The organism is Gordonia sp. SMJS1 (genome assembly GCF_029866425.1).
Taxonomy (GTDB): Bacteria; Actinomycetota; Actinomycetes; order Mycobacteriales; family Mycobacteriaceae; genus Gordonia; species Gordonia hongkongensis.
On sequence record NZ_CP123381.1, the window covers coordinates 1119978 to 1133093 of the forward strand.

A 13116-nucleotide genomic window follows, 5' to 3' on the forward strand; every position below is an offset into this window, starting at 1 on the left:
CGCGCGGTCGGCGGCGCAGCCCGGACAGCCGACACGCGAGCACCTACGCTGGGTGCCGACGATCGATGAACCCGACGCGGAAACGGTGAAGCGATGGACGTACGAGACACGAAGCTGGCCATCATCGGGGCGGGTGCGGTGGGCACCGCGATCGCCTACTCGTCCCTCATCCGAGGTGTCGCACGGACCATCGCCCTCCTCGACATCAACGCTGCCAAGGTGACCGCCGAGGTGCTCGACATGTCGCATGGCCTCGAGTTCGTGCCCCGCGCGGACATCATCGGATCCGACGACGTGTCGGTGTGTGCGGACGCCGACGTCGTCGTGTTCACCGCCGGCGCGAAGCAGAAGCCCGGGCAGTCGCGCCTCGAATTGGCCGAGGCCACAATCGGTCTGACACGCGCCATCCTCCCCGGGGTCTTGGCGGTGGCCCCGAACGCGATCTATGTGATGGTCACCAATCCCGTCGACATCGTCACCTACGCCGCCCAGGAGATCAGCGGGCTGTCACCGCACCAGGTCTTCGGCTCGGGCACGGTGCTGGACTCGTCCCGGCTGCGATTCCTGATCGCGCAGCACTGCGGGGTCGCGGTGCAGAGCGTGCACTCCTACATCGTCGGCGAACACGGCGACAGTGAGATCCCGCTGTGGAGTTCGGCGTCGATCGGGGGCGTGCCGCTCACCTCGTGGACGCCGCTGCCCGGCCGTCCGGCGATGGACGCCGTTGCGCGCGAACGTATTCACCACGAGGTCGTACATGCCGCGTACACCATCATCGAGGGCAAGGGGGCGACGAACTACGCGATCGGTCTGGCCTCGACGCGCATCGTCGAGGCGATCCTGAACAACGAACACCGGGTGCTGCCGGTGTCGACGCGGGCGGACGGCATCGAGGGGCTCGACGGCGTGTGCCTCTCGTTGCCGACCGTCGTCGACCGCGGTGGTGCCCAGACCCGGCTCGATGTCCCGCTGTCGGACTCCGAGCGGGCGGGTCTGCTGGCATCGGCGGAAACGCTGCGCGGGATGCAGGCGCGGTTCGGGTTCTGACGTCACACGGGGACGGTCCCGCGCAGGAACTCGAGCTGATCGGCGACCACCCGCTCGAAGTCGGCGCCGACGTAGATGTCGAAATGTCCTGCCGGATAACGAATCACTCGCGCTGCCGGGGCGCGGCGGGCGTACCGGGCAGTCGGTCCGGCCGGCGCCACGGTGTCCTCGTCGCAGATGCACACGAGCGTGGGACAGGTGAGCTTTCGCAATGACCGACCAGGCGTGTGCAGCGGGATGGCGAGACCGACCCGCGCGGCGACCTCGTTGATGAACTCCAGGTCGTCGGGCACCAGCGGCAGGTATCCCGACACCGCGTCGGGTGCCGTCATCAAGGCGGCCGAGCCGGACGCACCGGCGAGGCCGACGGTGACCGGCGGACGGCCCAGTGCCGAACCCGCCAGATCCGCGAGCGCGCGCACGGTCACCTTTGCCCCGGACGCCACTCCCAGGGCAGCGGTGGAGGCTGTTCCACTGGTGAAGGGGCACTGGGAAATCACCGCGGCCACCCGGCCGTCGCGTTCGCCCGCGACGAGGGCGTGTCCGCCGCCGAAGGAGGTGCCCCACAGCACTATCCGTGAGGTGTCGACACCGCTGAGTGTTCGGGCGAAGGCGATTGCCGCGGCCCAGTCGTCGAGTTGGCGGCGAATGGACAGCAGCTGTCGCGGTTCGCCGTCGCTGTCACCGAAGTGGCGGTAGTCGAACACCAGGCACGAGTATCCCGCGGCGGTGAAACGCTCGGCGAACGCGTCCAGGCGCATCCGCCGGACCGCACCGAGCCCGTGTGCCATCACGATGACCGGTGCCGGAGTGGTTCCCTCGGGCCGGTACCACCAGGCCCGGCATGTCGTCCCGGACGAATCGAACTCGACGTCGTTCCTGCTCATCGTTCCCCCGCTGTCGGTGATTGCCTGGCCGGACTGTACCAATACGCGTTGTCGGATGGCAGGCTTGCCGGAGGCTGTGGAAAGCGAGATGGAACCCGACGTCGACGCTGCTAGCGTCTGCCGTCGTGAAGAGATTGATAGCGGGGGCGTTGATCGCCGGAACAGCAGTACTCGGATTGACTGTGGGCGCGGGTGATTCCAGCGCCAAGATCAAGCCGGGCAACTACAAACATCAGCAGCTCATCTACGGGGTCATCCCGACTCCGGAGTCGAACGTCCGGGTCATCGGCAACGGGTTGTACACCGACTACTACGGACTCGGACCGTGGAATCTGTCGCGTCAGCAGATCCAGCACACGAAGAGTGGTGGCGTCGTCGCGTTGACCGCGGACCCGCCCGTGCAGTGGTACCAACGGGTCGAGTATCGGCGTACCAAGAACGGTTACGTCGGCACGACGTACATCTACGGTGGTATCCCGCTGGGTAACGTCCTGCTCAAGGAACAACCCCGCCGCTGACCCCGCGCCTTCCGATCCCGGGTCCGGCCGACGGCGTGTCCGTCGGCCGGACCAATCTTCGCGTCGCATGCGCTTTTCGCCGGCTGGAACCCGTAGTGTCACCTAGTCACGTTGAGGTGTCGGGGGACACTACGAAGAAGGTCAAGCACGATGCGTTGCTCGCGAAAGATGGTTCTCGGATTCCTGGCCGCGGCGTCGATGACGGTCGCTCCGCTGATGGTGGCGGCACCCGCCTCGGCGGCTACCGACTACGGCAATTGCACCGAACTGCGCGGCGACTACCCGCACGGTGTCGGCAAGACCGGCGCCGTCGACTCGACGTCGGGTACGCCGGTCACGACGTTCACCGTCGACGACGAACTGTACGAGGCGAACTCCGAGAGCGACCGCGACGGGGACGGCATCGCCTGCGAGAAGCACTGAGCGTGCGTCACACTGGGTGACGTGTTCACCCAGGTCGAGGACGAGAACCGCCGGTTGCTCCGTGCGCGCGACGCCATCGACCGCTCCTACGCCGACGACCTCGACATCGCAACGCTCGCCCGCATCGCGCTGATGTCGCCGTCGCACTTCATCCGCCGGTTCCGGGCCGTGTTCGGGGAGACGCCGCACCGCTACCTGCAGCGTCGGCGCATCGAGCGGGCCTGTGCCCTCCTTCGGACCACCGACGTCCCGGTGCTCGACGTCGCGTTGCTGGTCGGCTACGACAGTCCTGGCACGTTCGGCCGGACGTTCAGCCGAATCGTCGGCTCCAGTCCCACGGCCTACCGGCAGCGTGTCGCTCCGATTCCCGTTCCCGGTTGCTTCGTGCGCCGGTGGACCAGGCCGAGCGATGCTGCCACCGGGGTCCCGCGAGCGGCCGAAGTGAGCGATTTCGGAGAAGCGCCGGCCGGGCCGCCGGTCGTATCGTCGGGCGCATGATCAACGGCATCGGTATCCATTCCGTCTACGTCCTCGATCAGGACGTCGCACTCGACTTCTACGTCGGCACACTCGGTTTCACGGTCGACACCGACGTCGACATGGGTTTCATGCGGTGGTTGACGATCGCGCCGCCCGGTCAACCCGACCGGCTCATCCTGCTCGAGAAGCCCGGGCCGCCCGCGCTTTCCGACGAGACCGCCGCGAAGATCCGCGACCTCGTGACGCAGGGGGCGATGCCGGTGACGATCCTGTCGACCGACGATTGCCGCGGCACCCACGCGGCGCTCGTCGCACGCGGCGTCGAGTTCACCCAGGACCCCGAAGACCAGCCCTACGGCACCGATTGTGCGTTCCGGGACCCGTTCGGCAATGCGTTGCGAATGACCCAGCGGGCCGTCGCCGCCCGGCCGATCCGAGCCGAGGACATCGCCTGCTGGGCACCGGACGATTGACCTGGTCCGCCGACCATCCCGACCGGCACGCAGGCGTTAGATTCGTGCCCATGGCGGTCCGACTCGACAAGTACCTGAGCAGCAACCACCCGGACATCGCGATCGCGGCGGCGTTGCTGTTCCTGGCCGGGCTCATCGACGCCATCGCGTTCGTCGTGCTCAAGGGCAGCTTCGTCGCGTTCATGTCCGGCAACTCGACGATCCTGGGAGCGTCGACCGCCGCGGGCCGGTGGTCGACGATCGCGATCGTCGCCGGACTCGTCGCGGCCTTCTTCGGCGGGGCCGTGGGCGGCGCGGCACTCGGTCGCTGGGGCGGACAGCACTCGCCGGTCTGGGTTCTCGTGGCCGTGACGGTGACGCTTCTCGCCGGCACCGTTGTCGCGCTGACCGCGTCGCCGACGGCCGGGATGATCGTGGTGGCGACGGCGACCGGCGCGATCAACTCGGCACTGTCGCACACCTCGACGGTGCCGGGCGGCTTGACGTACGTCACCGGCACGCTGGTGAAGTCCGCGCACGAGCTGGTCGCCTCGCTGGGTACCGATCGACCGTGGGCGTGGCTGGCGGTGTTCTGGATGTGGCCGGTGTTCGTCCTGGGCGCGGTGTGCGGCGGTTTCGCAGAACGTCACTGTGGTGTCGCCGGGTTGTGGGCCGGGGTCGCGATCGCCGCCTGCACCCTCCTCCTGCGGGTTACCGAGACGTTGTCTCGGGGCAATTCGCGCTCAGATGGAACCGAACGGGCCGCTGGATAGTCTGAAACATATGCGCGACGACAAGCTGCTCACCCGGATCTCCGCCCTTCTCCGTCAAGCGGAGAACACCGACAACGAGCACGAGGCCGAGACCTTCATGCAGGCCGCCCAGCGGCTCGCGACGGCGTCGTCGATCGACCTGGCGGTGGCGCGTGCCCACGACCCCGCGGCGCGCAAGAAGGTCACCCCGATCAGTCGACAGATCGCGATCGGCGAGCCCGGCAAACGCGGACTGCGGACCTATGTGCAGCTCTTCGTTGCCATCACCGCCGCCAACGACGTGACCGTCGACGTGGCGAGCAACTCGACCTTCGTGCTCGCCTACGGGTACGAAGCCGACATCGACGCCTGCGAGGCCCTCTACACGTCGCTGATCGTGCAGATGGTCGCGGCCAGCGACGCCTACCTGCGGTCGGGTGCCTACAAGGGCGAGACGTTCGCGCGGGTCGTCACCCGCGGGAACGGGTGGCGTGCCCGGCGGGTGATCGAGGAGAAGCCGTTGTCGCCGATCACGGCGCGGCTCAACTTCCAGTCGGCGTTCGCCGAACGCATCGGCAAGCGTCTCGCCGAGGCCCGCGACGCCGCGCGTGCGGAGGCCCTGGCCGCCGAACGCGACTCCGGGGAGACCACGCGCTCGACGGCGGTCGCGTTGCGCAACAAGGAGATCGAGGTCACCGACTTCTACCGGACCGAGTCGAGTGCCCGCGGGACGTGGCGTCCGTCGAGCGCCTCGGCCGGCTACTCGGAGGCCGCACGCCGCGCCGGCGACCGCGCGGGACGTCGCGCGAAGATCGGTGCCGACCGCGAGTTCGGCGGTGCTCGAGGTGCTTTGGAGGGTTAGGGCTCCATGCGCGTGGGTGGGGCGTCCACCGGACTCCCGGAAGGCCGGTCGTACCAGGATGCAGATGGGTGCGGGACAAACGGTGTCCGGTGTGCCGGCCCACCGCCGCACCCACCGGCCCAGACGACCCTCGTCCGTTGCCACGGCGTGCACGACGATGGCGGTGACGACGAGGATGAGTGCGAACACGAACAGCCAGCTGATCGCGACGAAGACGACACCGAGGGTGCCGTAACTGCGAATGGTGCCCGCCGCGAGCGTCGGCAGTGCGACGCGGCTGCCGGCGAGCAGGGCGGTGATGAGGATGCCGGTACCGAGGCCGTTGAGGACGAGCAGCTTCATCGGTACCTGCGACGAGACCAGGAGCCGCGGGATCGCGGTGAAGGTGACCGACCAGATCAACACGCTCACGGCGACGATGAGCCCGATTCCCAGGACGCCCCGATCGCCGATGTGCATGCCGAACAGCGAGGTGGCCTCCACTCCGGTGGACAGACCCTGCACGGTGACCGCGGCGGGGATGAGAAAGACGACGACGACCCATCGCCAGAAGCTGCTCCACGGCAGTTTGGCGACGTCCCAGATCGACACATACATTCGGCCGAGGGCACGGGACAGGGAGGTGGCGCCGGCGATGGTCATCAGCGCACCGACGATGCCGAAGGTCGTCGCCGAGGTCGGGTCGTCGATCGTGGGCGTGTCGAGACTGCTGACGGGGATACCGAGCTGGGTGAGTGCGTCGTCGACGACGCTGGCGCCCGGCAGGGTGAGCACCAGGATCACGACCGGGAGGATCGAAGTGAAGGCCTGCGCGGCCAGGGTCATCGACCGGTCGGTGAGATTGCCCCGAGCCATGTCGATGACGATGCGAAGCATCAGGGAGGCGCCGGGCAGCCGCATCACGCGCTCGCCTACGGCATCGAGGTCGGGACGGCGCATGAAGTCTCCCATCGGCTCCGGGGTGAGCTTCGGCCCGCTCGCTTCGCTCCCGGCGCCGTGGCTCCTCGGCCCGCTCGCTTCGCTCCCGGCGCCGGGTCTCTCATCATCGGCGATGCCGTGAGTGAACGAGACACCGGGCGCGCACGATTCTATGAGGCCGAGGACCTCGTGCATCGCCTGTTCGACAACGTGTCGTCGTCACGGACGGTGCAACTCGCCGGCACCGAGGTCACCCTCCCCGCGGAGGCGCGCTTCGCCTCGATCGACGCCGTCGACGACTACGTGGGCCGTGTGCTCGCGCTGCCGGGCGTGCGGTCGAGCTTCGAGCGCGCGTCGCACCCGGTATCGGTCCGCGAACGGCGCGGCCAGCGGTCCGCCCACTACGCGGCGCGGGTTCGCAGATCCGACGGTGTGCCGGTCGCCGCCGAGATCGCCATCCCGTCCGCGGCCGACGGACGCTGGGCGCTGCGTGAACTGGTGGTGCTGCACGAGCTCGCCCATCACCTCGACGGCACGACCGGCCCGGCTCACGGGCGCGGATTCGTGCTGACGCTCATCGAACTCGTCGGGCTCGTACTGGGGCCCGAAGCCGCGTTCGTCTATCGCGTCGTGCTGTCGGATTCCGGGGTGGGGTGAACGACCTCAGCGCAGCCCGTCGCCGGCGAGCAGCGTCAGGTGGCTCGGGTGGTCGGGGTCGAGGACCAGGCGCTGGTGTCGGCGGCCGCGTGCCTTGATGAGGTCGGGCACGAGCGTCAGGTAGCGCGGGAGACTCGCGGCGTAGACGTCGACCCGGAGCCGATGACCCGGCTGCAGGACCGCGTCGGTGGGGACGAGATCGACGTCGAGGCGGATCGGTTCGTCGGCGGGTACCGGCAGCTTGCGCTTGCGGGACAGATAGTGGTGCGCCGAGAGCAGGCTGCCGTCGTCGGCGTACGTCGACTTCGATTGATCCAGTGCGCGATTCGACGCCGACAGCGCGCCGTTGGTCAGCACCACCGACGTACCGTCGGGCGCGACGTCGTTCACGGTCACCGCCCAGACGGCCTCGTGTGCCGTGGTGGCGACGTTGAGGCGCAGGTTCATGGCGCCGCTGATCGGGGTGGCCTCTCCGACCGGCTCGGTGGTGAACGACAACGCGCCCCGCTCTTGGTATCGCGCATCCCGGGCGAAGTCCGCGCCGAGGGCCAACGTCGCCCCCGCGGTCACCTGGGTCATGTCCCGGGACCGGAGCCCCCGGGTGTCGGGCCGGACGTGTAGGGACGAAACACCCTGTGCGGGAGTGGTGCTCAGCGAACCGTCATGGACGCAATGGTCGGCGGTCGACGACGATTCGGCAGTCAGGTAGAGCCGCGTCGGGGCCACCCCGGGACGGGGGAAGCTCTGGCCCGCGGTCCACGCCCCGCCCTGCTGCAGCATGGTGACCGGCCCGTAGTACTCGATCCCGTTGCGGTGCCCCTTGAGCCAGCGGTCGAACCACGCGCGTTCGAGGACGTCCAGGCGCGGTGGAGCGAACTTGCCGCCGTATCCCGACCCCACGTCGAGGTGGTAGCCGTCGCCGACGATCATCTGCTTGCGGCCCGGCTCCATCTGCAGGCGTTCGTACACCCCGGTTGCGCTGCGGCCGAACAGATCATGCCAGGCGCCGACGGTGAAGGTGGGTGCTTCGATGCGGTCGACGATCGGGTCGCGGGCGTCGAAGTACGGGTCGTCGAAGATGCGTGGATCACGGGCGGTCAGGAACCCCCACAGCAGCGAGGGGATCTCGGTGGCCGGGGACTTCACCCGGTCGATCGCCCAGCGCACCGCGTCGCCGCGCACGAGGTCGCGGATCACGTTGGCGGGGTTGGGAACCCACTTGAGCATGTTGACCGCGGACAACCACACCGGGATGAAGGCCGACGGCATGCCGCCGGTGATGTAGATGTCGCGCACTAGGTCGTCGCAACCCTCTACGGCGAACACGGCTTTCAGCTGTGGCGGCCGCTTGTCCGCGGCCTGCAGCGAGTTGATCGCCGAGTACGACCAGCCGGCCATCCCGACGGTCCCGTCGCACCACTCCTGCTCGGTCACCCAATCGATGACCTCCACCGAGTCCTGCTGCTCGCGAGGACCGAGGATCTGCCATTTACCCAGGCTCGCGCCGGTTCCGCGGACGTCGACGACGACCTGCACGTACCCGCTGCGTACCAGGTTGCGATTGATGCCGAAGACGTCGAAGACCCCGCCTGACAGGGTCTGTGTCAGCGTCGTGAGTCCCTCGAGGCCGTGCCCGTCGCGTCCATCGACCGGGATGCGGTGTGCAGTGCCTTGCCGAGGACGGGGGCGTGGAGGGTCTGGTCGATGAAGTCGATGGCCGCGCGGTTGTACGGGTTGATGTTGATGACCGCGGGATAAGGGGTGAGGATCGTCTGCCCGAACCGGTTGGCGGGCCGGATGACCGTGGCGCGCAGGACGACGCCGTCGCTCATGGTGATGGAGACGTTCCGGTCGATGACGACGCGCGGGTAGAGCTGCTTGCCGTCGACCTGCTCGCGCCAGCGGATACCGTCGGCGCCGCCGGTGGGATCACCCAGCGGGAGCGTGCCGAAATGCGGCGCACCAGTGGTGCGGGTTCGCGTCGACGGAGCGACGCGGGCGCGCGGCTGTGTGGGATCCAGCTGGTACGTCATGGTGCATCACCCTGCCTGGGATGAGGTGTCGCACCCGCGAGTTGTTGCACGGATCGAGACGGCCGGGTGGACACCGACACCCCGTCGTGTCGGTCGCTTGCTTCCCGGCCCGTCCGCTGGCTGCGGATTACAGTGTGGTCCAGGTCACTTCACGTAGTCGCTGAAGGATAACTCAGCGGCGGTATCGGATGGCTAACGAGGTGGCGTCTTTTGGTCATGGCCGTGTGTGTTCCTGGTCACATTCAGGTAAACCCAGATCGATGGCGGCCGCCGCCTCGAGCACCATCCACGCCGACAACTGCACCGACAGATCCCGCTCCGGGACCTCGGAAGGATTGACGGCGCCTGCCACGAACTGGGCTTTCGTGCCGGCGTCGGTCGGGATCACCGCGTTTCGTCGCCAGTCGCTGGAGAAGATCACCCGTCCGGCGACCTCGGTGCGATGAGCCCACGCGGCGTCCGCGCTACGGGTCACGATCCGGGCTGCCCGCGTACGGAGTTCATCCGAACCGTCGGCCTCGGGCAGGTCGGTGGCGATGAGTGCGAGGTAGCGGGCCAGTACGCCGTGGAAGAGGCCGCCGTCGCCGCCACCTCCGCCGTTGATCACCCCGTCGGTGCAGGAGTGGTGCTCGACGGCGCCGAGCAGCCGGGCCAGCCGGTCGAGGTGCCGGCGATCCCCGGTCGTCCGCAACGCCTCGAGTTCGGCGCCCAGCACGACGCCCTGGCAGTAGGTGTAGGTGCCGGTCTCGGGTTTCAGTGAACCGTCGGGCAGCTTCTTGAGACCGTCGATGACCAGATGGGTGTCGGGATCGACGAGGTTGGCGTCCATCCAGTCGCACATCGCCACGGCGCGTTCGACGTGACCCGTGCGTGCCAGCAGGATCGCGGCCGGGCCGTTGGCCGGTGCGTTGAAGAACTGATCGGCCTTGCGCCAGGGGATGCCGCCGCCGTCCGCGGGCACCCAGGCGTCGAGCATCTGCCCGGCGAGGACACGGAGTCCGCTCGCATGGTCGAGGTGCAGGTGCCGGTCGGCGCGTTCGATGGCCAGTCCCAGCCACGCCATGTCGTCGTAATAGTTGTTGGTCCAGCGGCCGCCGTTGCGGACCCGGATGCCGCGCAGCAGCCGGTTGGCGTCGTCGGCGACGTCGGGGTCGAAGGAGCGGTCCGAGCCGACACGGTGGATCGCGGCGTCGACGATCAGGTCGACGAGGTGTGCCTGCCACCAGTAATGCCAGGATCCGAACTGGGCCTGCACGCGCCCGATGGGCCAGGCGACGGCTCCGGCACGTGTCCCCGGCAGCCAGAAGGCCCGCTGCAGGTGACGGTCGTAGATGGCGTCCGCGGCGGCCTGTGCGCGGGCGTTGGGGTCCCGCAGGTCCGACGATTTGGATTGTTCGTCCACGTCCGCGTAGCCTAGTCGTCGATGTGATGCACACCCGTGCGTCGTATCGGTTCAACCAGAGACCGTTGGTCGTCGGGATTTCCCGGACGAAGGCGCGACGAGGTCGCCGGCCCACGCAGGATGAACGAGGAATGTCGCTCCACACGAACAGTGTGTGCGTTCACGCCCCGTGCCTGTGTGCCGGGGCGTTTGTCATCTCCGCCCTCGATCGCCTCCCGATGCCTGTCGCTCTTCTGTTGGACTCGACCAACTCATAGTGACGAGGAGAGGAGGCGAAGTATGGCCAAGTCCGAAAAGGTCGCCGCAGTTGCGGAGATCGCGGAGCAGTTCAAGAGCTCCACGGCGACGGTTGTCACGGAATACCGTGGCCTGTCCGTCACCCAGATCAGCACGTTGCGACGTTCCCTCGGTGAGGGTGCAACCTACTCCGTCGCCAAGAACACCCTGGTGAAGCGTGCCGCTGCTGAGGCGGGCGTGGAAGGGCTCGACGAGCTGTTCACCGGTCCGACCGCGATCGCCTTCATCGAAGGTGAGCCGGTCGTGGCCGCGAAGGCGATCAAGACGTTCGCCAAGGACAACAAGGCGCTGGTCATCAAGGGCGGGTACATGGACGGCCGCGCGCTGTCCATTGCCGAGATCGAGCAGATCGCCGACCTTGAGACCCGTGAGGTCTTGCTGGCCAAGCTCGCCGGTGCCATGAAGGGCAACTTGGCAAAGGCCGCCGGTCTGTTCAACCAGCCGGCTTCGCAGGTGGCGCGCCTGGCCGCGGCCCTGCAGGAGAAGAAGAACGAAGCCGGCGAGACCGAATAGGTCGTCCGCCGCACCACACCAATCCCCGAACCGTACGGGGATGAACACCGAAGCCCCGTACGGGGACTGACAGGAAGGACGCCAACCATGGCGAAGCTCACCGCTGACGAGCTCATCGATCAGTTCAAGGAACTGACCCTGCTGGAGCTCAGCGATTTCGTGAAGAAGTTCGAAGAGGTCTTCGAGGTCACCGCTGCGGCTCCGGTCGCCGTCGCCGCTGCCGGTGCCCCGGCTGCCGGTGGCGCCGAGGCTGCTGCCGAGCAGGACGAGTTCGACGTCATCCTCGAGGGTGCCGGCGACAAGAAGATCCAGGTCATCAAGGTCGTCCGCGAGGTCGTCTCGGGCCTGGGCCTGAAGGAAGCCAAGGACCTCGTCGAGAGCGCTCCGAAGGCTCTGCTGGAGAAGGTCGACAAGGAGGCCGCCGAGGCTGCCAAGGCCAAGCTCGAAGAGGCCGGCGCCAAGGTTTCGGTCAAGTAAGACCGACTCACGCGCAAGCGTTTCACGAGCCCGGGACAGCACCGCTGTCCCGGGCTCGTTGCTGTCTGCTGTCTGCGCCCCTCGCCCTCGGTCCGCGGCGAACTCGTCGGCCTGCTGCGGCTTCGGCCGGCGGTCTCCCCGGATTGAAGTCGCACGCGACATCGATCCGTCGGTGCGACCTCGATCGAAGTCGCACCGACGGACTGACATCGCATGCGACTTCGATCCGGGGGCTCGGCGCACGGTGCGCAGGGGGAAATCCGGAATGGGATGCAACCGAGACGGGGTCGTGTGCGTCCAAGACGCATGGCCTGGTTCCCTGCTGACAGTTTTCCCACCGACCGCCACGGGCTGATCCGTCGAGAGGCGACACTCCGGGCGGGTATCGGCGATGGCGTGGTCACCACTGCAGTCGCACGGGGAGCACTCGTCCGTCTCGCGCCGGGCGTGTGGATCGCCGCGTCGGCGGAGTTCGACGGCCCCGACGGCGCCGACAGGCTCTATCGGAAGCGGTCGATCGCCGTCGCCACCTCCGCGCGAGACCGCGGTGTCGCGACCCTCAGCCATCAGTCCGCTGCCGCTCTTCTCGGCCTCGCGACACTGCATCCTCAGCGTGAGACGGTCCACCTCACCAAGCCGTCGAGTTCGAGCGGCGGGTTCGTCCGTGGGCACCGCCACGTCCACAACGGCCCACTGGGCAGAGATGAGACGGTGGTCGTCGAAGGTGTCCTGGTCACCCGCGCCGAACGCACCGCGGTGGACATCGCCATGTCCGGCGACTTCGCTCAAGCGCTCGTCGTCTTCGACCAGGCGCTGCGCATGGGGGCGGATCCTGGGCTGATGTCCGCGATGGTCGACAGCCGCGCAGGCTGGCGCAACGTCGGTGTCGCACGTCAGGCGCTGGATGTTGCCGACGCGCGCGCCGAGAGTGTCGGTGAGTCGTGGAGCCGAGCGCAGATGGTTCTGGCCGGACTGCCGACGCCGCGCCTGCAGCACACGTTCCAGACGCCGCACGGCGAGGCGCGGGCCGACTTCGACTGGGATGGACGAATCATCGGCGAGTTCGACGGTCTCCAGAAGTACGGACTCGTGGTTCCGGGCGAATCCCCTCGGGATGTGTTGATCCGAGAGAAGCAGCGCGAGGACGCCCTCCGCGCCCAAGGGATCGTCGTGATCCGCTGGACGTGGGCGACACTGGAATCCGGCGAGCTCGTCGGCCTCTTGCGGCCGTGGCTGGCGAAGTTCGGTCACACAGCTGCCTGAGCCGCACCTCCGCGCTAACGCCGGAGACCGAGCAACCGATATCGTTTCCGACATCATTCCGACGCCACCGCCCATCGACTTCGAGGGTGGTCATCGGCCGTCGGATCGCGTCTCGCAGGTGAAGCCCAGGTCTGC

General features: G+C 68.0%; 13 protein-coding genes and 2 pseudogenes. 11 read left to right on the top strand and 4 right to left on the bottom strand.

The window, feature by feature from the left end:
* Nucleotides 1-93 precede the first annotated feature (93 nt).
* Nucleotides 94-1047 (top strand): L-lactate dehydrogenase, encoded by a 954-nt coding sequence (locus QAD21_RS05125; protein WP_078113046.1) that lies wholly within the window; start codon nucleotides 94-96, stop codon nucleotides 1045-1047.
* 2 nt (nucleotides 1048-1049) lie between these two features.
* On the opposite strand, the gene QAD21_RS05130 is transcribed toward QAD21_RS05125, so the two are convergent.
* Nucleotides 1050-1934, bottom strand: a complete 885-nt coding sequence (locus QAD21_RS05130; protein ID WP_137809762.1) for an alpha/beta fold hydrolase — start codon at nucleotides 1932-1934, stop codon at nucleotides 1050-1052.
* A 125-nt stretch (nucleotides 1935-2059) separates the two neighbouring features.
* On the opposite strand from QAD21_RS05130, the gene QAD21_RS05135 reads away from it, so the two are divergent.
* The 6 genes from QAD21_RS05135 (at nucleotide 2060) to QAD21_RS05160 (ending at nucleotide 5421) form a co-directional block, all read left to right on the top strand.
* Nucleotides 2060-2452, top strand: coding sequence for a hypothetical protein (locus QAD21_RS05135; RefSeq protein WP_280360615.1), 393 nt, complete (start codon nucleotides 2060-2062; stop codon nucleotides 2450-2452).
* 150 nt (nucleotides 2453-2602) lie between these two features.
* Complete coding sequence (locus QAD21_RS05140; RefSeq protein ID WP_280360616.1) at nucleotides 2603-2875, top strand: excalibur calcium-binding domain-containing protein; 273 nt, start codon at nucleotides 2603-2605, stop codon at nucleotides 2873-2875.
* Nucleotides 2876-2896: 21 nt separating this feature from the next.
* A complete protein-coding gene (locus QAD21_RS05145; RefSeq protein ID WP_280360618.1) occupies nucleotides 2897-3373 on the top strand; it encodes an AraC family transcriptional regulator in 477 nt (158 codons plus the stop codon).
* On the top strand, nucleotides 3370-3828 hold the full coding sequence (locus tag QAD21_RS05150; protein ID WP_159370208.1) for a VOC family protein: 459 nt from the start codon (nucleotides 3370-3372) through the stop codon (nucleotides 3826-3828). The genes QAD21_RS05145 and QAD21_RS05150 overlap by 4 nt, the downstream gene beginning before the upstream one ends.
* A gap of 50 nt (nucleotides 3829-3878) precedes the next feature.
* Nucleotides 3879-4580 carry a DUF1275 family protein gene (locus QAD21_RS05155; RefSeq protein WP_280360620.1) on the top strand — a complete coding sequence of 234 codons (702 nt, stop codon included), beginning with the start codon at nucleotides 3879-3881 and terminating at the stop codon, nucleotides 4578-4580.
* Between the two features lie 10 nt (nucleotides 4581-4590).
* Entirely contained in the window at nucleotides 4591-5421 is an 831-nt protein-coding gene (locus tag QAD21_RS05160) for a DUF2786 domain-containing protein (protein ID WP_058253315.1), read from the top strand.
* Here the strand turns inward: QAD21_RS05160 and QAD21_RS05165 are convergent.
* Nucleotides 5418-6360: pseudogene (locus QAD21_RS05165) on the bottom strand (YhjD/YihY/BrkB family envelope integrity protein). The gene QAD21_RS05160 and the pseudogene QAD21_RS05165 overlap by 4 nt on opposite strands.
* Before the next feature lie 117 nt (nucleotides 6361-6477).
* Between QAD21_RS05165 and QAD21_RS05170 the strand changes: the two are divergent.
* Complete coding sequence (locus tag QAD21_RS05170; protein WP_280360622.1) at nucleotides 6478-6996, top strand: TIGR04338 family metallohydrolase; 519 nt, start codon at nucleotides 6478-6480, stop codon at nucleotides 6994-6996.
* A 6-nt stretch (nucleotides 6997-7002) separates the two neighbouring features.
* Here QAD21_RS05170 and QAD21_RS05175 read toward each other — a convergent pair.
* Both QAD21_RS05175 and QAD21_RS05180 read right to left on the bottom strand, forming a co-directional pair.
* Nucleotides 7003-9029: pseudogene (locus tag QAD21_RS05175) on the bottom strand (CocE/NonD family hydrolase).
* Nucleotides 9030-9243: 214 nt separating this feature from the next.
* Entirely contained in the window at nucleotides 9244-10431 is a 1188-nt protein-coding gene (locus QAD21_RS05180) for a glycoside hydrolase family 76 protein (protein WP_159370211.1), read from the bottom strand.
* A 279-nt stretch (nucleotides 10432-10710) separates the two neighbouring features.
* On the opposite strand from QAD21_RS05180, the gene rplJ reads away from it, so the two are divergent.
* From rplJ to QAD21_RS05195, 3 genes are all read left to right on the top strand, one after another.
* Nucleotides 10711-11241 (top strand): 50S ribosomal protein L10, encoded by a 531-nt coding sequence (rplJ, locus tag QAD21_RS05185; RefSeq protein ID WP_004019499.1) that lies wholly within the window; start codon nucleotides 10711-10713, stop codon nucleotides 11239-11241.
* Nucleotides 11242-11328: 87 nt separating this feature from the next.
* Complete coding sequence (gene rplL / locus QAD21_RS05190) at nucleotides 11329-11718, top strand: 50S ribosomal protein L7/L12 (RefSeq protein WP_004019500.1); 390 nt, start codon at nucleotides 11329-11331, stop codon at nucleotides 11716-11718.
* A gap of 306 nt (nucleotides 11719-12024) precedes the next feature.
* On the top strand, nucleotides 12025-12981 hold the full coding sequence (locus QAD21_RS05195; protein WP_280360627.1) for a hypothetical protein: 957 nt from the start codon (nucleotides 12025-12027) through the stop codon (nucleotides 12979-12981).
* Nucleotides 12982-13116: the final 135 nt, after the last annotated feature.